Origin of the sequence: Nocardia sp. BMG51109 (assembly GCF_000526215.1) — a bacterium.
Classification (GTDB): Bacteria; Actinomycetota; Actinomycetes; order Mycobacteriales; family Mycobacteriaceae; genus Nocardia.
Genome location: NZ_JAFQ01000004.1, coordinates 4,234,786 through 4,255,452, shown reverse-complemented (window position 1 = coordinate 4,255,452; position 20,667 = coordinate 4,234,786). Strand labels below are relative to the sequence as shown.

The window sequence follows — 20,667 nt, the reverse complement described above, 5'->3', positions numbered from 1 at the left end:
GTAACGAGTTTTCAGAGATTTGTGAATATTCGAAACCATCGGAGATGTATGTATGGTGAGGTTATGGACTCCGAGCAGCGACTTCGCGACGCGGCTGAGCGGCTGGCGTTGACCCTGGCTCAGGGTGGGATGCAGAAGACGACGGCGCGGGTGATGACCGCGCTGTTGTACACCGAGCAGGACACGATGACCGCGGCCGACCTGTGTGAACGGTTGTCGATCAGCACCGGAGCGGTGTCGACGGCGATCAAGCAACTCACCCAGTCGGGGATGGTGGAGCGGGTACCGGCGCCCGGCAGCCGCCGCGAGCACTACCGGTTCCCCAAAGGCGTATGGGCGCACCTGTTCTCGCAACAGAACGCCATGCTGAAGGTGATGCAGGACGCCGCTCAGGACGGCCTCGACGTCGTCGCCGAGACCACCCCGACCGCCGCCCGGCTCCACGAGATGCGCGACTTCTACAACCACATGGCCCAGGAGATGCCCGCACTCATCGAACACTGGCGAGAACGCTACGAACCGCCCCGGCCCACACCCGGCCCTCGGGGAGCTGAGTCCCGGTAACCGGGCGAGTCGCTGACCGGGGTCGGCAGCCCGGCCCGAGGCGCTGAGCGCTGTGGGTGATGCTTCTTGTCACCGGCGCCGGACGGCGTCGGTGTCGTCGTAGAGCACTGCCCACACCGCGAAGCGTGACAACGCGTCCACTGTGGCGCGACCACGAGCGGTCAGCCGGATCTCGTCGGCACGGGAGACCGGACCGTCCCAGCTGCCCTCGCGCGACGCAGTGATCAATCCGCGCGCCGCCATCAGCCGCAGCACCCGCGTCAGCACCCGGTATCGTCCACCGACCGCGGTTGCGCAGCTCGGCCAGCACGCTGGCCCAAAACCGTGCTCCCTCACCGGAATCGGCGGGCCCGATCCACAACCCGAGCACGTGTTTGCGGCCGTCGAGATCCACGCCGACGGCCAGGTAGACCGGCCGGTTCGACACGGCACCGTCGCGGATCTTGATCCACAGTGCATCGATGTAGACGATCGGCCAGACCGGGTCCAGAGGCCGGTTCTGCCATATCGTGATTTTCTCGGTCACCGCGTCGGTGACCCGGGAGATCACGTCCCCGGATACCTCGACCCCGTACATCTGCTGCAGGTGAGAGCGGATGTCGCGCACCGACATCCCCCGCGCATACAGCGACAGGATCTGCTCGTTGAACCCGGCCAGGCGGCGGGCGTGTTTCGGGACGATCCGGGGTTCGAAGCTGCCGTTGCGGTCGCGTGGGGTGTTCACCTCGACCGCGCCGATATCGGTGAGCACCTTCTTGGCCGTGGTCCCGTTGCGGTTGTTACCCGACCCGCGGCCGCCCGGATCGCCCTTCTCATACCCCAGATGCTCGGCGAGCTCCGCATCCAGGGCCCGGTCGAGCACTCGCTGGGTCAACTGTGTCAGCAGCCCGTCCGGGCCCAGCAGCTGCGCAGATTCCGCATCGGCGCGGCCGAGCAGCTGGTCGGCCAGCCCATCCACATCCGGGCCGAGCTGCTGCTCGTCGTTGGTGTCTTGGCGCCACCGTGGTCTTCCTTCCTTGGGTGGCAAGGCATTTCGCCTTGCCACCCTGCCAGACCACGAGATCAACTCACACAAGAGATTCCGTACACGCCCGGCCCGGTGGCGTTTCGCGAGGGACTGTCTGATCTCTGACGGGGTTGAACGCGAATTGTGACCGCGGCGGCTTGTCGATCGGTCGATTCAGGATGTGGTGGAGGGGAATACGTGGTCGAGGTGGTCGTGGAGTACCTCGTGGGCGTAGTCGGTGGTGTGGTGGCCGGCCAGGATGCTGGTGCCCAGGCCGTTGACGATCATGACCAGACGTGTCGCCTCGAGTTGGGGGTCGACGCCGGGGGCGAGGTCGCCGTGGTTGCGGGCGCGGGCGAGTGCCTCGGCGAGTTGATCTTCCAGTCGGTCGATGCCGGCGGTGAACGGGTGTGCGGCCAGTTCGGGGTCGGTGCGGGCGAGCATCGAGTAGGAGGTGCCGACGAGGTGGAACGCTCGGCTGGACTCGTCGGTCGGCAGGGCTTCGGCGAGGAAGGCTTCCGCGAATGCCCGTGGGGGTGGCGGATCGGGCAGGCCACGGAGTCGTTCGGTCCACCGTTGGTGTGATTGCTGTTCGAGGTGGTGCAGCGCGCCGATGAGTAGCCCGGTCTTGGTGTGGAAGTAGTACTGCACCAGGCGAAGTGATACCCCGGCTTCGGCGGCGACCGACCGCATCGACACCGCGTGCAGGCCGTCGCGGGCGGCGACGTGCACCAGCGCCTCCGCGATCTGGGCGCGGCGGGCGGTGTGATCGGCGGTTCTCGGCACCTCGGGATTCCTCCTGACTCACCATTCTGATACAGATGTATAGGGTACATGTGTATCAGTATTGGTGGGGAGGTGGCCGATGGGAACCGCGGATCCGGTGGCCGGTGACCGGCTGCGGGCCGGGCACGGTGGGCTGGGTGCGCTGCTGGGGGTGGTGTGTGCGGCGCAGTTCATGGTGGTGCTGGACGTGTCGGTGGTGAACGTGGCGTTGCCGTCGATCCGCGACGGGCTGGGGTTCTCCGAGACCGCGTTGCAGTGGGTGGTCAACGCCTACGCCCTCACATTCGCCGGGCTGCTGCTGTTCGGCGGTCGGCTGGCGGACCTGTTCGGGCGGCGGCGGGTCTTCCTCGCCGGACTCGGAGTGTTCACGGCCGCGAGCCTGGCCGGTGGACTCGCGACGTCGGCGGGTGTGCTGGTGGCCGCTCGCGTGGTGCAGGGGGCGGGGGCGGCGGTGCTGGCGCCGGCGACGTTGACGATCCTGACGGCCTCGGTCGGTGAGGGGCCGCGGCAGACGCGGGCGCTGGCGGCGTGGACCGCGGTCGGGCTCGCGGGTGGCACGGCGGGCAACCTGCTCGGCGGCGTGCTGACGGAGTTCCTGACGTGGCGGTCGACGCTGCTGATCAACGTTCCCGTCGGCATGCTGGCGGCGATCGCGGCGGTCCGGTCGATTCCCCGCGATGCGGACCGCGAGGCGATCGTCCGGGTGGATGTGGCCGGGGCGGTGCTGGCGACGGCCGGGCTGGGCGCGTCGGCGTTCGGTATCGCGCAGGCAGCACCGAGCGGCTGGACGGCGCCACCGACGCTGAGCGGGATCGGCGCCGGGCTGGTGCTGCTGACGGGATTCGTGGTGGTGGAGGCGCGGTGCGCGGCGGTGCCGTTGATTCCGTTGCGGCTGTTGCAGATTCGGTCGGTGTCGGCGGGGAATGTGGTCATGTGTCTGGCGGGGCGTGCCTGAATCCGATGTGGTACTTTCTCACCTTGTCCCTGCAGAACGTGCTCGGTTACACGCCGCTGCAGACCGGGTTGGCGTTCCTGCCGCACACTCTGGTTGCGATCCTGGTCACTACGCAGGTGACGCCGTGGTTGATGGCTCGCGTCGATTCGCGGGTGGTGATCGCGGCCGGAGGCGTGCTCGCCGCGGGCGGGTTCTGGTGGCAGAGTCGTCTGGACCCCACCTCCGGTTACCTGGCGGGGATTCTGGGCCCCGCTGTCGTGTTCAGCGCCGGGAGCGGCCTGTTGAACACCCCGGTCACAACCGCGGTCACCGCCGGGGTCGGTCCGGCCGACGCCGGCGCGGCGTCGGGGCTGGTGAGCGCACGCCGGACGGAATGCAGCGGTTGTTGCACGCGGCAGCGTGGGATGCGGATGGTGTGCGTGATGATGTGCGCTCCTATGCCGTCGAGCACCTCGGTGATCCGGACGGGGTGCTGGTCGTGGACGAGACCGGGTTCTTGAAGAAGGGCACGAAATCGGCTGGGGTGCAACGGCAATACTCCGGGACGGCGGGCCGGATCGAGAATTGCCAGTTGGGGGTGTTCTGCGCCTATACCGGCAGCAGAGGGCGGACGCTGATCGATCGGGAGTTGTATCTGCCGAAGTCGTGGACCGAGGATCGGCAGCGGTGCCGTGAGGCGAGCGTGCCCGAGGGCGTCGTGTTCGCGACCAAGGCGACGCTGGCAAAGAATATGCTGGCCAGGGCTCTGGATGCGGGAGTGCCGGCGCGGTGGGTGACCGCCGATGAGGCCTACGGCGGCGACGGCAAGTTCCGGGCATGGCTCGACGATCGCCGGATCGGGTATGTCGTCGCTGTCCCACGCAGTCAGACAATCCCCAGCACTGCCGGCTGCACGCGCGCGGACCACCTTGTCACACAAGCACCTTCACAAGCATGGAAACGGCGTAGCTGCGGCGCCGGAGCGAAAGGGCCACGGATGTTCGACTGGGCGGTGGCCTCTCTGCCGGTCTATGAATGGACCACCGCCGCGGGCTGGGGTCGCTGGCTCCTGGCACGACGGGCGCTGACTCCGACTACCAAGGGAGAGTTCGAGATCGCCTACTACATGTGCTGCGCACCCACGGGCACCAGCGACAACGAACTGATCCGGGTCGCCGGGTCCCGATGGGCCGTGGAGGACTGCTTCCAGACTGCGAAAACCGAGGTCGGACTCGACCAATACCACGTCCGCCACTACGACGCCTGGTACCGCCACATCACCCTGGCCATGCTCGCCCACACCTACCTCGCCGTCACCGCCGCCATCGCCCCAAAAGCATTGGCAGCGGCCTCATCCCGCTCACCCTCGGCGAAAACCGACGTCTCCTGGCACACCTGATCACCCACCCACCCGCCCTCGCGGCCCATCCAGCGATGGTCGACCTGGCGCCGCCGCCACCAGTACCGAGCCAAGAAGGCCCACTACCAGCATCGACACCGATTACATCACGAAGTGCAGCTAGAGTACTAAGCCACGAGAGCGGGAATTCAACGGCAGAGCGAGCCGGTCGACTACTCGATCATGACACTGAGAACAACGGCTCCTCTCCATGTCAAGTCGTGGCGGGCAGAGAGGAGCTGTTGCTCCTCGTCCCCGGATCGGAGGAAGGTCGAAACGACGCGACACCCGGGAAAGCAGCCGATCACCCTCCTGAAGGATCTGCCCTGAATCGCCACCGATCACCGGCGATGAGTATCGGTCGAATTGCCACCCGGACAAGGATATAGGAGGTGGCCTGCCGGAGGATGCATGCGACGAGGGAGGGGACCTCGGAGCATCCTCCGGCAGATTTCTAAATGAACTTTATCTTGCCGAGGATTGTATTTTCGACGATTCCGGTGAAAACCGCGATGAGGAATTCCACGAGAGACATGATTGCTGTCCACCTATCTGTATTGCATACATTTGCAGGAATTTATGGACTTGTCAAGTGAGATCAATTAAAGTTTCTATGATGGATCGTCATTGTCAATACTGCATGCCGCGCCGATTCCGGCCACCGATGAATCGGCGATTCGAGGCATGCATATTCGAATACTCCGTCTGACGTCTTCACTACGTTAATCTCAGAAAATCACTCCGCTCTGTTGTCGTTATTGCGCGATCGGAGGATCGAGCAGATCTCGGATATCGAATTAGGTTCGATTATCTGCGCGTGCGCGCCATCGATTTCGCACTCGATGACCGGGCCGGAGACATAGGGCTCCCACCTGGGTGCCAGCGGGTCCGTTGGGGATCCGTCGGCGCGCGTGGATGCCCGGAACATCAGAACCTCGCCGGCGAATACCGGCGGATGATGGCGTGCCACGAGATGCGCGTTGTTGATCCAGATCGATCCGATTGTCACCGCCAGCTGCTCGACGATCTCGTTGTCGTGAGCACCGAATTGTTGTGCTATGAAGCCGATAATCGAATTATGTATGTCCTCCCTCGCCTCCTCGAGCATCTCGCTCGTCGACTCGGTCCGGTTGAGGTCGTGATCGTCGCCGCCCGGCGGAGAGTCGATAATTATCAAATCGGCGACCGCTCGCCCGCGCCGATCCAGCGCCGCGGCCAGCGCGTGCGCGATGATTCCGCCCGCCGAATATCCCAGCAGCGAGTATGGGCCGTCGGGCTGGACGGCGATGATCTGTTCGAAGTAGTCGTCCACCATTTCGTCCAGGGATTCCGCCGGGGGCGTTCGACCTTCCACGCCACGGGCTTGGAGTCCGTAGACCGGGCGATCGGTCATGTGCTCACCGAGTGACGAGTAGCACCAGCTCAAACCGCCGGCCGGGTGGACGCACCACAGCGGCGGTCTGCTGCCGGTCGTTCGGATCGGCAGCACGGTCGCGAACGGGTCGAAGGATTCGTGGTCCTCCGCGAGGCGAGCCGCCAGACCGGCCACGGTCGGCGATTCGAACACCTTCCGGATCGGGAGTTCGATGCCGGTGAGGTCACGGACGCGGGCGATCAACCGCATCGCGGACAGCGAGTGCCCGCCGAGTTCGAAGAACGAATCATCGGCTCCGACGGTATCGACTCCGAGGATTTCGGTGAACGCCACGGCCAGTAGGGTTTCCGTGGGCCCGGACAACTCGCGGAAGGGCGTGCCGGTGATGAGGACCGGGGTGGGGAGGGCGTGGCGGTCCAGTTTGCCGTTGGCGGTCAACGGGATTCGATCCACGACGGTGACGGCGGCGGGGACCATGAACGCCGGCAGCGACAGGCTTGCGAATTCGCGCAGTGCCCGCGCCCATTCGGCATCATCCGGGTCGGCGCCGACGGTATCCGCCGCCGGAGAAACGCTCCCGCCGGCGGTTTCGGGGACGACGTAGGCGACCAACTGCCGCCCGCCCGTCTGGCCGGGCAGTTCCCGCGCGACGACCGCGGCCTGTCCGACGCGGGGGTGCCGCAGCAGGACCGCCTCGATCTCACCGGGTTCGATGCGGAAGCCCCGGATCTTCACCTGATCGTCTGCGCGGCCGATGTATTCGAGCACTCCGGCGGCGGTCCAGCGGACCAGATCGCCGGACCGGTACAACCGTTCGCCCGGCTCCCCGTAAGGATCGGCGATGAATCGAGCCGCGGTCAGTCCTGCTCGTCCGCGGTAGCCGCGCGCCATGCTCGCGCCGCCGAGATGGAGCTCTCCGGTGACGCCGGCCGGGACCGGCCGCAACCAGGCGTCCAGCACGAGGGCGCGCACATTGTCTAGTGGAGCGCCGATCGGCACCGGTTCTTCGCCCACGACGCCGGGAGCAGCGGGGTGGGCAGTGGCGAAGACGGTGGTCTCGGTCGGTCCGTAGGTGTGGACGAACCGGGTCCGGCTCCAGCGGCGCACGGCTTTCCAGAACACGTCGCCGGGCACCTCCTCGCCGCCGATCCACACCTGACGGACGCCGTCGAAGCAATCGGCGCCCTGGTCGACGAGCAGTTCGAACAGTCGCGGGGTGAGGAACATCGACTGCACGGCATGGCGCTGGACGAGCTGCATGATCACGCTCGGCGCAAGGCGGTCGCCGGAGGCCACGACCAGGGTGCCGCCGGTGGTCAACGGCACCCACATCTCGTAGGTCGAGGCGTCGAAGGCCGTGGAGGAGTGCGCGAGTACGCGGCCGTGGTCGCTGTTCCAGACCCGGTTGCCGGTGAACGCGACAACGTTGCGGTGGGTTACCGCAATCGCTTTCGGTCGGCCGGTGGATCCGGAGGTGTAGATGACATAGGCCAGATTGCCCGCACGCAGGGGTTCGAGCCGCTCGGAATCGGTCACATCCACATCATCGGCGCGGGTGCCGTCGCCGAGGACGAGTGTCGGACGAATGCCGTTGCTGGGCAGCAGGGTTCGCAGTTCCGCCGTGGTGACGACAGCGATTGGGTCGGCGTCACCGAGGATGTACTCCAGACGTTCGGCTGGGTAGGTGGTGTCGATCGGCAGGTACGCGCCGCCTGCCTTGAGTACTGCCAGCAACGCGACCATCAGGTCGTACGAGCGTTCCACGGCCACCGCGACCACCGTGTCCGGCCCGACCCCGGCCGTGATCAGTTCGCGTGCGAGATGGTTTGCAGCAGAGTTCAACTGGAGGTACGTGGACTCGATGCCGTCACAGATGACAGCGACCGCGCCGGGATCGGCGTCGACCTGTCGTTCGACCATCCCTGTCAGCGTCGCGGTGGAGTCGAGAGCGGTCGCGGTGTCGTTCCAGCCGAACAGGACGTCGGCCCGCTCTGCTGGGTCGAGTACCTCGATATCGGCGAGCCGCCGGGCAGGGTGCGCGGTGATCTGCTCCAGTACCCGCAGGAATCGGGCGGCCAGCCGTTCGATGCCGGCGCGGTCGAACAGATCGGTGGCGTATTCGATCGCCGCGTGCAATCCGTCGCCGGTGTCGATGATGTCGAACAGCAGGTCGTAGCGCGCGGTGGCGGTGGACGCCCGCAACGGTGCCACGGTCAATTCCGGGAGCAGGGTATCCAGCAGCCCCGTGTCGGGCAGCGGGTTGTTCTGATACGCGAGGGCCACCTGGAACAACGGATGGTGTCCGGTGGAGCGAACCGGATTGAGCAGCTCCACGATTCGCTCGAACGGCGCGTCCTGGTGCGCGTAGGCGTCCAGGGCGCGTTCGCGCACGCGGCCCAGCAGATCGGCGAAGTCCGGGTTGCCCGAGGTATCCACGCGCAATACCCAGGTGTTGACGAAAAATCCCACCAGATCGGTGAGCGCTTGGTCGGGACGCCCCGCGATGGGTGCGCCGATGGCGATGTCCTCGCCCGCCCCGAGCCGCGTGAGCAGGAGCGTGAGGGTGGCCTGCAGGACCATCGCCGGGGTGGCTCCGTGGTCCCGGGCCAGATCCTCGACCCCGCGGCGCACATCCGCCGAAATATCGAAGGTGTGCAGATCACCGGTGTAGGACTTGACCTTCGGCCGGGGCCGGTCGGTCGGCAGCTCGATCACCTCCGGCAGCCCGGCCAGCGTATCGCGCCAGTACTCGAATTGGGTTGCGATCAAAGACTGTTCGTCCTCGGGATCGCCGAGCAGCTCACGCTGCCACAGGGTGTAGTCGGCGTACTGCACCGGCAACGGCGTCCACCCCGGTGCGCCACCCCTGCGTCGTGCCTCGTAGGCGGTGAGCAGATCACGGGCCAGGGCGGGCATGGACGCACCGTCGGCCGCGATGTGGTGCACGACGACAACGACCACCCACTCCCCCGGCTCGGCACGCAGAATCGCTGCACGGCAGGGTATTTCAGTCGACAGATCGAACCGGTGACCGACGACGCCCGCCAGCGCGGAGTCGGAGTGCTCGGCGACGAGCACGGGCACTAGGCCGGGTTCGGGCGCGAGGATGACCTGGGCGGCAACGCCATTCGAATCGGCGATCACCGTCCGCAGTGATTCGTGCCGCACCACCACATCCTGGATGGCGGCCGCGAGCGCGGTTTCGTCGACATCACCGCTCAACCGGACGGCCAGCGGCAGGTTGTAGGTCGCCGACGGGCCCTCCAGGCGGTGCAGGAACCACAACCGGGTCTGCGCGTACGACAGCGGGATCACCGCGGGCCGCGGGCGTGCGGTCAATGCCGTTCGGGCCGAGTCGCTTTCGCAGAATCGAGTGGCGAGCTTCGCCACCGTCGGCGATTCGAATACCGCGCGGATGGGCAGTTCGACCCCCGCCAGCGCCCGGACGCGCGCGATCAATCGCATAGCCGACAGTGAGTGTCCGCCCAGCTCGAAGAACGAATCATCGGCCCCGACCCGGTCGATACCGAGTACTTCGGAGAAGGCCGCTGCCAGTAGCGTTTCCGTCGCTCCGGAGGGTTCCCGGAACGGTGTGCCCCCGCTGAACTCCGGTGCGGGCAGTGCCGCGCGATCGAGTTTTCCGTTGGCGGTCAACGGAAGCCGGTCCAGGATCACGACGGCGGCGGGAACCATGAACTCGGGCAGCGTGCGTCCCGCGTACTCGCGGAGTTCACGTCCGTGACCCTGGTCGGTGCCGATGGCTGCGGCACCCTCGTCCGGGTCGATGACCACGTAGGCGGTCAACTGCTGCCCGGTCGCCGCACCGGAGTCGCCGCTCGCGACGACGGCGACGCGCCGGATTCCGGGATGACGCCGCAGAGCGGCCTCGACCTCGCCGGGTTCGACTCGGAAGCCACGGATCTTCACCTGATCGTCCGCGCGCCCTACGTATTCCACGGTGCCGGCCTCGGTCCACCGGGCCGTATCCCCGGATCGATACAACCGCTCCCCGGCAACGCCGAAGGGGTCGGCGACGAAACGGGCCGCGGTGAGACCGGCCCTGTCCCGATAGCCACGGGCCAGGCCGAGGCCCCCGATGTAGAGCTCGCCGGTCACACCGACCGGGACCGGCCGCAACCAGCTGTCGAGCACGTGGATACGCGCATTGCCGACCGGTGTGCCGATCGGCACCGACCCTGCCCGGTCACCGGTCAGATCGATCGGGTGGGCGGTGGCGTACACCGTGGCCTCGGTCGGCCCGTACCAGTTCACCAGCCGGGCACCCGAGGTCGTGGTCGCGAACCGCCGCACCAGTCCGGGCGTCACCGTATCGGCTCCGGTCGCCACATGTTCCAGACCGAGCAGGGCGTCGTCGGACCCCGATTCGGCGTGCTCGAGGACGGCCTGCAGCAGCAGTGGCGTCATGAAAGCCTTTGTCACACCGGCGGACCGGATCAGCTGTGCGAGCGCACCCGGATCCCGCGCCGCTTCCCACGACACCACCAGCGTGCCGCCACCGAGCAGGGTCGGCCACAGTTCGACCACGGAGGCATCGAATGCGATCGAGGAATGCATCAGCATCCGGGACCCGCTCTCGACCCGCCACTGCTGCGCGGCCAGGTTGGCGACATTGCCGTGGGTGACCGCGACCGCTTTCGGACGGCCGGTGGACCCCGACGTGTAGATCACGTAGGCGAGGTTGCCCGACCGCAACGGCTCCCGCCGCTCGGCATCTGTCACATCCACCGCATCAGCGACAGCGTCGCCGCGGGTGAGGTCGTCGATCACCAGCACCTGCCGTGTTCCCATGTCCGGCAGCAGCTTTCGCTGCCCGGAGGTGGTCAGGACCACGACCGGGTCGGCATCGCCGAACATGAATTCGAGCCGCTCGGCAGGGTAGGAGGTGTCGATGGGCAGGTACGCGCCGCCGGCCTTGACCACCGCGAGCACCGCCACTATCAGCAGGTGGGAACGTTCGGCGGCAACCGCAACCACGGTCTCCGGCCCCACCCCGGCGGCGAGCAGCGTCCGCGCCAGCCGGTTGGCCCCGGCGTTCACCTGCCGGTAGGTGAGCTCGGAAAGTGCTGCACTCCCGTTCTTTTCGTGTCCGGTACCGGTTTCGGCGATCGCGATCGCATCCGGTGTGCGGGAAACCTGCTGCTCGAACCATCCGGGCAGGGTGACCGACGGGTCGTGAGGGATGTGGTTGGAGTTCCAGGCGGTGAGAATCCGGGCGTGCTCGTCCGCTTCGAGGGTGTCGAGGCCAGCGAGGGCGATACCGGGACCAGTGGTGATCTGATCGAGGACGCGCCGCAGGCGCTCGAGGATGGCACTCACCCGTGCCTCGTCGAACAGGGCGGTCTGATAGATCGCGCGCAGCTGAAGCCGGCCGTCGGCGTCGAGTCGGGTGAGCAGCGCGAAGGGGTAGTGGGCGGCATCGGCGACGTCGATACCGGTGATGGTGAGGCCGTCCAGCTGTTCGGCGTCGGCGGCCAGACCGTCGGAATCGACCGGGTAGGACTCGAAGACGAAGATGGTGTCGAACAAAGTCGCAGTGCCGCTGATGGTTTGAATGTCGGCGAGACCGATGTGGTGATGGTCGAGCAGTCGAGTCTGCTGGTTCCGGAACTCGGCGAGTGCCGTTTCGACGGTGTGCTGCGGGGCGAGTCGTACGCGCACCGGCAGGGTGTTGATCAACAGGCCGATCATCGATTCCACACCGGGCAGCTGCGGTGGCCGACCGGACACGGTGGTGGCGAAGACGACGTCGTCGCGTCCGGTCGATGCCGAGAGTACCAGGCCCCACCCGAACTGCAGGACCGTGTTGACGGTGGTACCGAGGCGGGTTGCCAGATCGATGACGCGACGGGTGATCTCGGCGTCGATCACTGTCCTGTGCTCACTGGGCAGCTCGGCGGGCGAGGTGGTGGCGGATGCGGGCGCGAGCAGAGTGGGTTCGCTGACCCCCGCCAGCGCTTCCCGCCACACGGTCAAGCGTTCGCCGTAATCGGTGCGCGCCAGCCACACCAGGTAATCCCGGAACGCAGCGGGCCGGCCCAGCAGAGCCGGATCACCACCGGTGGCGTAGAGCGCCAGCAGTTCCCGCATCAGCAGCGGCAGCGACCAGCCGTCGAGCAGTATGTGGTGCGCGGTCACCACCATCGCGAAACCGTCGTCCGCACTTCCGTTCTCGCCGGACCCGCCGAGCCCTCGGACGACGGTGAAGCGGATCGCCGGTGGTAGCGCCAGGTCGAACGGTGTCGACCGGTCGTGCTCGCGAATCCGGCGGGTTGCCTCCGCAGCGTCTTCGGTGCCGGTCAGGTCGATTTCACGCCACCATGGCGTGACTGTCGCCGGAATCACCTGGGCCACAGTCCCGTTCGAGTCGGCGACGAACGCGGACCGCAGATTCGGGTGACGTGTGAACAGTGCCGCGACCGCCGACTGCCAGCGGACCGCATCGAGATATCCGCCGAAGCGCAGCTCGACCTGGGTCGTGTAGACATCCAGCGAGCCGGCCGACAGCAGGGCGTGGAAGTACAGACCCGATTGCAGAGGGGCCAAAGGCAATACGTCGTCCAGCGTCCCGTACTGCCGTTCCCACGCATCTATCCCGGATTGGGTCACGGTCAGCAGCGGGAAGTCCGACGGGGTCGCTCCACCCCCGACATCGCTGTCGAGATGTGCGGCGATCGCGGTGACCACGTCCGTCCACAGCTCGGCCAGCTCGCCCACGTCGGATCGAGGCAGGACGGCGGTGGGGAACCCGAATTCGGCCGAGATCACCCCACCCAGCGCGATCGCGGTGACCTCAACCGTCGCGGTCATCGGCATGGCGGAATCGGGAGCCTCCCGCAGACCGGAAAGATCCGCCGCGGGCACCCATCCGACGGCAGGAACAGACTGTCCCGCAGCGGCATCCGTTCCAAGCAGCGCCTGCGTCACTTGTCCGAGGTAGTTGAAGCTCACCTGCGGCGAGATCACCGGAACATCGGAATCGCCACCGCCGGAGAGATACTGCCGGATTCCGTAACCGATACCCCGATCGGGCACAACGCGGAGCTGTTGTTTGACCGCCTTGATCACCGCACCCAACGCCTGGTCATCCTCGACAGGGATATCGGTGAGATCGAGCCGGAGCGGATGGACGGTGGTGAACCAACCGACCGTGCGCGACAGATCCGCCATCCCCGCCGCGGCGGCGGTGATGTGTTCCTCGCGGCCGTGGCCTTCGAGAGCGACCAGCAGCGATGGCATCTCGATGCCACGCCGCACCCGCCAACGAACAACCGCCAGGGTCAACGCGGCCAGCAGAGCATCCTCGACACCGGCGTTGTAGCGGGACGGCAGCCGATCGATCAGAATCTGGGTCACCGCTTCAGGAATGGTGACCTGAACACGGTCGGCCGTCGACCGTCGATCGACAGCCGGGTCGAGTGCACGCGCCCCCAGCAGCGGATCAGCACCTTCGGCCTGACGTGCCCAGAACCCGAGTTCCTTTGCATCGGTGGCACCCTGGGCGAGTTCGGTGAGAGCGTGTACCCACCGCCGCATCGAGGTACCCACCGGAGCGAGCACCGGGGACTGCCCGGTACTGACCGCAGACCAGGCCGCCATCAGATCGGGGACGAGAATGCGCCACGACACACCATCGACGACGAGATGATGCAGAACCAGGATCAACCGGCCCGCCTGCTCCGGACCGGCATCGAGCCACGCCGCAGTGAGCATGACTCCCTCAGCCGGGTGAAGACGTCGCACCGCCCGGTTCAAAGCTGCGGTCGCCGCGGGCTCCCAGCGATCGGGACCTTCCGGATCGGTGTCGGCGACCTCGTCGACGATAGTGTGTTCGATCACCGCCTCCACGTCCACGGCGCCGGGTTCAGCGGTGGTCAAAACCCAACCGTCGCTGGAATTTCCGTGCAACCGTGCCCGCAGCATGTCGTGGTGGTCGATGACAGCGCTCAAGGTCGCGACGAGCCCGGCCCGGTCGATTCCGGCCGGCAGCCGCAGCACCATGTGCTGGTTGAACCGGTCGATGTCCGCACCATGCTCGAGCACCCAGCGCACGATCGGCGGCACAGGCATATCACCCACCCCGCCACCGGGAAGCTCCTCGATGACGGTCACCGCGGTCTCGGTGCGCGCATGCGCGGCCAGCGCGGCGGGGGTTTTGTGCTCGAAAACATCGCGCACGGTGAACACCAGACCCCGCACCCGTGCCCGTGACACCAGTTGGATGGCGATGATGCTGTCGCCGCCGAGATCGAAGAAGGAATCGTCGACGCCGAGGTTCGCGATCCCCAGGACCTCGCCGAACACCGACGCCACCGCCGCTTCGGTTTCCCCGGCGGGTTCGCGGTAGGTCGTGGTGGTGAATGTCGGTGCGGGCAAGGCGTTCCGGTCGAGCTTGCCGTTGACCGTCAGCGGCAACCGGTCCAGCACCACGACCGCGGCCGGGACCATGAACTCCGGCAGCGACCGCCCCACGAACTCCCGCACGGCCCGTGACCAGTCGACATCACCTCGCGCGCAGTGGGGTCCGAGAACGATGTAGGCGACCAACCGGCGTGCTCCCGTCCCACCGCTCGTCTCCCGCGCTACCACAGCCACCTGCGCGATATCGCTGTGCCGCAACAGGATTGATTCCACTTCGCCGGGCTCCACCCGGAACCCACGGATCTTCACCTGATCGTCGGCACGGCCCAGGTACTCGAGCACCCCCGCGGCGGTCCAGCGCGCCGAGTCCCCGGAACGATAGAGCCGGCCACCCTCGCCACCGAACGGATCGGCGACGAATCGCGTGGCGGTCAGCACCGCCTGTTCTCGGTACCCGCGGGCCAAACCCGCACCGCCGATGTACAACTCACCCGTCACGCCGGGCGGCACCGGCCGCATCCGGGCGTCGAGCACGTACACCCGCGCGTTGGCTATCGGCGCTCCGATCGGTACGGACGCACTGCCGAGATCGCGTGCGGGTTCGACCGCGTACGCGGTGGCGTACACGGTCGCTTCGGTCGGCCCGTACCAGTTCACCAGTTCCGCCGCCGGGGCGACGGCCCCGAATCGCTGGACCAGTCCCGGCGGCAACACGTCAGCACCGGTGGCGACCTGCCGCAGGCCCGACAGCACCTCGGGGGACGCGCTTTCCGCATGCTCGATCAGTGCGAGCAGTAGCAGCGGTGTCAGGAAGGCCTTCGACACACCTGCCGTCCGGATCAGGTGCGCCAGCGCCTCGGGATCCCTAACCGGTTCCGTCGACACGATCAGCGCACCGCCGCCTAGCAGCGTCGGCCATACCTCGGCCACCGCGGCATCGAATGCGATGGAGGACTGCATCAGCATCCGGTCCCGATCGTCGATCGTCCACTGCTGGGTGACCAGGTGGACCACGCTGCGATGGGTCACCGCAACGGCTTTCGGACGACCTGTGGAGCCGGAGGTGTAGATGACGTAGGCCAGATTGTCCGGCCGAAGCGGCGACCGCCGCTCGGCATCGTGTACGCCCGCTGTCGCGGTACCGGGAGCGGCGGCGATCAGGTCATCGATCAGCAAGACAGCGCGATCACCGGTGCCGGGCAACAGCTTCCGTTGCTCGGCCGTGGTGAGGACCGCAATCGGGTCGGCATCGCCGAGGAAGTACTCGATGCGTTCGGCCGGATGCGCGGTATCGATGGGCAGATAGGCGCCGCCGGCCTCGAGCACGGCCAGCAGCGCCACGACCAGGCTGTAGGAACGCTCGACCGCGACCGCGACCACTGTGTCCGAGCCGACCCCGGCCGCGATCAGCTCACGAGCCACATGGCTTGCGGCACAGGCCAACCGACGATACGTGTAGTCGACTCCGTCAGCGGTGACCGCAATGGCCTCCGGTGTAGTGGTTGCCCGGTGGGCGAATCGTGACGGCAGAGTCGCCACAGGGTCGATCGCGGTGCCGGTGTCGTTCCACTCCGCCAACAGCTGGGATTTCTCGGCGAGGCCGAGGATTTCGATGTCGCCGATCTGGATGCGAGGGTCGCCCGATGTCTGATCCAGAACCCGCAGGAACCGGTCGGCGAGTGCTGTGATGGTGGCAGCGTCGTAGAGGTCGGTGGCGTATTCGATCCACGCCTGGAAACCGTCCTCGGCCCGGCCACCATCCACGATATTGAACAACAGGTCATACCGCGCGGTCCCGGTCGGAGCCTGCACCGGCGTGATGGTCAATCCCGGCATCAGCGTGTCGAGCGCGCCGGTATCGGGCAGTGGGTTGTTCTGGAAAGCCAGCGACACCTGGAACAACGGATGATGACCGGGCGAGCGAACCGGATTGAGCAACTCCACGATTCGCTCGAACGGCGCATCCTGATGGGAGTAAGCATCCAAGGCCCGCTCCCGAACCCGCGCCAGCAGATCCTCGAAGGTGGGGTTGCCCGAGCTGTCCACGCGAAGCACCCACGTGTTCACGAAGAACCCGACCAGATCGGTCAGCGCCTCATCGGCACGCCCGGCGATCGGCGCGCCCAGAGCCAGATCCTCCCCCGCACCCAAACGGGTGAGCAGCACCGCCAACGCGGCCTGCAACACCATCGCCGAGGTAGCCCCATTCTCCTGAGCCAACGCCTCGATACGCCGTCGCGCTGCGGCGGGGATGGTGAACCCGAACAGATCACCCCGGTGCGAGGCCACGGCCGGACGCGGTCTGTCGGTCGGCAGCTCGATCACTTCCGGCAAATCTGCCAAAGTTTCACGCCAGTAACCGAATTGGCGGGCGATCAGCGACTGGTGGTCCTCGGGGTCGCCGAGCAGCTCACGCTGCCACAGCGTGTAGTCCGCGTACTGCACCGGCAACGGGTTCCAGGTCGGCGCGCTGCCGCGGCGGCGGAACTCGTAGGCGGAGAGCAGATCTCGGAGCAGGACGGGCATGGAGGCACCGTCGGCGGCGATGTGGTGGACGACCAGCACGAACACCCGCTCAACCGGACCCACGCGCAGAACAGCGGCGCGGCACGGGATTTCGGCGGACAGGTCGAATCGGTACCTGGCCACACCGGCCAGCACCGCCTCGGAGAACGGCGCCGCCAGGACCGGAATTCGGGCCCGGTCGTCAGCGGGGTCCATGATGAGCTGAACGCCGACACCGTCACTGTCGCCGAAGATCGTCCGCAACGATTCGTGGCGATCGACGACATCCTGCAGGGCTGCCGCGAGCGCGGTCTCGTCGACATCTCCGCGCAATCGCACCGGCAGGGGCAGGTTGTAGGTCGCCGACGGGCCTTCGAAGCGGTAGAGGAACCACAATCGCAGCTGCGCGTACGACAGCGGGATCAGCGCGGGCCTGGGTCTGCGGATCACGGCGGCGCGGACCCTGGTCCCTTCGCCGAAGCGCGCGGCGAGCGCGGCAACGGTCGGGGATTCGAACACCACGCGGATGGGCAGTTCGACACCGGCCAGCATGCGCAACCGGGCGATCAATCGCATCGCCGACAGTGAATGCCCGCCGAGGTCGAAGAACGAATCGCCGGCCCCCACCTGGTCGATGCCGAGAATCTCGGAAAACGCCGACGCCAGTAGGGTTTCGGCCGCGCCGGCCGGTTCCCGGAACGCCGCCGAGCCGGTGAACTCCGGTGCGGGCAGTGCGGCGCGATCGAGTTTGCCGTTCACGGTCAACGGCAACCGGTCCAGCACCACGACGGCCGCGGGAACCATGAACTCCGGCAGTGACCTGCCCGTGTGCTCCCGCACGAGCTGCGGCCAATCCCACGCGGCGTCCGCGTCGGCGGCGGGGACGAGGTAGGCGACCAACCGCCGGCCACCGGCCGCACCGGGGACCTCCCGCGCGACCACCGCGGTCTGCGCCACCGCGGGATGTTCGAGCAGCACCGCCTCGACCTCACCCGGTTCCACCCGGAACCCGCGGACTTTCACCTGATCGTCGGCGCGCGCCACATACTCCAGCACGCCCGCGGCGGTCCAGCGCGCCACATCTCCCGAGCGATACAGGCGTTCGCCGGTGCTGCCGAAGGGGTCGGCGACGAACCGCGCCGCGGTCGACACCGCCTGGCCACGGTATCCGCGCGCCAGGCCCGCGCCACCGATGTACAGCTCCCCGGCAACGCCGGGCGGCACCGGCCGCAACCACGCGTCGAGTACGTAGACGCGCAGGTTGTCCAGGGGCAGGCCGATCGGCACCGAGGCGGCGGCATCGCGCGCCACGTCCGGGCCGACGATGTACGCGGTATCGCAGACGGTGGCCTCGGTAGGTCCGTAGCCGTTGATGATTCGCAGTGCCGGCAGGAGTTCGCGGAGCCAGCGTGCGGTCGCGATCGGGAAGGCATCGCCGCCCACCGTCACGCGTTCCAAGTCCGTGAGTTCCGTTCCCGCGGCGGCTGCCAGCCGATCGATCAGCACGTCGAGCATCGCGGGGGTGAGAAACATCGCCGTCACGCGATGCCGGGTGGCCAGTCGCACCATCTCGTCCAGATCGGTTCCGGTGCCCGACGCGACGACCACACCGCCGCCGCCCACCAGGGCGGGCCACAGTTCGTAGGTGGAGGCGTCGAATCCGATCGAGGAGTGCATCAGCATGCGACCGTCGAATCCGGCCGGGGTCTCCTGGGCGACGAGGTTCACGACATTGCGGTGCGTGATCGCAACGGCTTTGGGGCGACCGGTGGATCCGGAGGTGTAGATGACGTAGGCCAGATTGTCCGACCGCACCGGTGCACGCCGGTCCGCATCGGTCACATCGACGTCGTCGCGGGTATGGCTCGCGGCGTGGTCGAGCAGCAGGACCGGTCGAATTCCGGTGTCGGGCAACAGCGTCCGCTGTTCAGCGGTGGTGATGACGGCGACCGGATCGGCGTCGCCGAGGATGTATTCCAGGCGCTCGATCGGGTGTGTGGTGTCGATGGGCAGGTAGGCGCCGCCGGCTTTGAGCACGGCGAGCAGGGCGACGATGAGATGATAGGAACGGGCGACGGCGACGGCCACCACGGTGTCCGGCCCGGCTCCAGCCGCGATCAGCTCTCGGGCAAGCTTGTTGGCGTCGGAATTCAACTGCCGGTAGGTGTTCTCGGTGCCGTCACACACCACGGCGACCGCGTCGGGTGTGGTGGCCACCTGCCATTCGAACAGCTCGTGCAGGGTGACGGTCGCGTCGATATCCGTGGCGGCGCCCTGGCTCGCGAGCATTATCCGTGCCTGCTCGGCCGGGTCCAGGACCTCGATATCCGTGAGTCGTCGCGCGGGGTCGCCGACGATCTGGTCGAGGATGCGCTGGAACCGGTCGGCGAGTCGTTCGATTGTGTTGCTGCTGTAGAGATCTGTGGCGTACTCGATCGATACCTGGTACCCGTCGGCGGCGCTGCCGGTGTCGATGACGTTGAAAAGCAGGTCGTAACGCGCGGTCCCGGTCGCCGTCGGCACCGGTGCGGCGGTCAGCTCCGGCAGCAGCGCACCGACTGATGCGGTATCGGACAGGGGGTTGTTCTGAAATGCCAAGGCCACCTGGAACAACGGGTGGTGCGCCGGGGAGCGGACCGGGTTGAGCAGTTCCACCAGGCGCTCGAAGGGGGCGTCCTGGTTGGCGTAGGCGTCGAGCGCACGGTCGCGAACCCGGGTGAGCAGTTCAGCTACGGTGGGGTTGCCACCGGCGTCCACGCGCAGCACCCAGGTATTGACGAAGAATCCCACCAGATCGGTCAATGCCTCATCGGCGCGCCCCACTATCGGAGCGCCGATGGCCAAGGCCTCGCCTGCTCCGAGACGGTTGAGCAGGACCGCGAGTACGGTCTGCAGCACCATCGCCGGAGTCGCGGCGTGATCGCGAGCGAGGGCTTCGACCGAGCGGCGGCTCGATGCGGGAATGGTGAACCTGTGCAGGTCGCCTCGATGGGACGCCACCGGCGGTCGGGGCCGATCGGCAGGCAGCTCGGTCACTTCGGGCAGTCCGGCCAGGGTCCGGCGCCAGTAGTCGAATTGTGTGGCGATCAAGGACTGTTCGTCATCGGGATCACCGAGCAACTCACGCTGCCACAGCGCGTAGTCGGCGTACTGCACCGGCAGCGGCGTCCACTCGGGTGCGCTGCCGCGCCGCCGCGCTTCGTAGGCGGTGAGCACGTCTCGCACCAGGGCGGGCATCGAGGCACCATCGGCGGCGATGTGGTGCACGACCAGAACCACCACTCGCTCCCCCGGGCCGACACGCAGAACAGCGGCGCGGCACGGGATTTCGGTGGACAGGTCGAACCGGTAGCCGACCACCTCGGCCAGGCCGGGCTCGGAGAATTCGGTGACCGGCACCGGAACCCGCGCCTTGTCGGGGTCGAGGATCCGCTGGGAGCCGACGCCGTCGGTGTCGGCGAAGAGCGTGCGCAGCGATTCGTGGCGGTCTACGACGTCCTGGATCGCGGCCGCGAGTGCGTTGTCATCGACGGCGCCGGTCAGCCGGACCGCCATCGGGAGGTTGTAGGTCGCCGAGGGCCCCTCCAGCCGGTGCAGGAACCACAGCCGCGCCTGGGCGTACGACAACGGAACGACCGCGGGACGCGGTCGGGGCGCCACTGCTGTCCGCGCCCGCGCGCCCGCACCGAAGTGGGCTGCCAAGCCCGCCACGGTCGGGG

The 20,667-nt window shown here is 67.3% G+C and carries 6 protein-coding genes (1 of these 6 only partly in view); 3 read left to right on the top strand and 3 right to left on the bottom strand.

The genetic code is table 11. From position 1 onward, the window contains the following. Positions 1-63 precede the first annotated feature (63 nt). Positions 64-564: a GbsR/MarR family transcriptional regulator gene (locus D892_RS0120345; RefSeq protein WP_036569287.1), complete on the top strand. Its 501-nt coding sequence runs from the start codon at positions 64-66 to the stop codon at positions 562-564. On the opposite strand, the gene D892_RS49205 is transcribed toward D892_RS0120345, so the two are convergent. Both D892_RS49205 and D892_RS0120330 read right to left on the bottom strand, forming a co-directional pair. Beyond that, positions 491-1,591: an IS256 family transposase gene (locus D892_RS49205; RefSeq protein WP_198036951.1), complete on the bottom strand. Its 1,101-nt coding sequence runs from the start codon at positions 1,589-1,591 to the stop codon at positions 491-493. The two genes, D892_RS0120345 and D892_RS49205, sit on opposite strands and share 74 nt — an antisense overlap. A gap of 153 nt (positions 1,592-1,744) precedes the next feature. Beyond that, complete coding sequence (locus tag D892_RS0120330; RefSeq protein WP_024803011.1) at positions 1,745-2,356, bottom strand: TetR/AcrR family transcriptional regulator; 612 nt, start codon at positions 2,354-2,356, stop codon at positions 1,745-1,747. A 79-nt stretch (positions 2,357-2,435) separates the two neighbouring features. Between D892_RS0120330 and D892_RS41635 the strand changes: the two genes are divergently transcribed. Together D892_RS41635 and D892_RS0120320 are read left to right on the top strand one after the other, a co-directional pair. Continuing rightward, positions 2,436-3,311, top strand: coding sequence for an MFS transporter (locus D892_RS41635; RefSeq protein ID WP_051499120.1), 876 nt, complete (start codon positions 2,436-2,438; stop codon positions 3,309-3,311). Between the two features lie 196 nt (positions 3,312-3,507). Beyond that, positions 3,508-4,689: an IS701 family transposase gene (locus D892_RS0120320; RefSeq protein ID WP_024803010.1), complete on the top strand. Its 1,182-nt coding sequence runs from the start codon at positions 3,508-3,510 to the stop codon at positions 4,687-4,689. Positions 4,690-5,425: 736 nt separating this feature from the next. Here D892_RS0120320 and D892_RS0120310 read toward each other — a convergent pair. Next, a protein-coding gene (locus D892_RS0120310; protein ID WP_024803009.1) for a non-ribosomal peptide synthase/polyketide synthase crosses the window boundary here: on the bottom strand, positions 5,426-20,667 show its 3' portion. The gene runs 14,806 nt beyond the window's last position; only the last 15,242 of its 30,048 coding nucleotides appear in the window; its start codon lies off the right edge, out of view; the stop codon is at positions 5,426-5,428.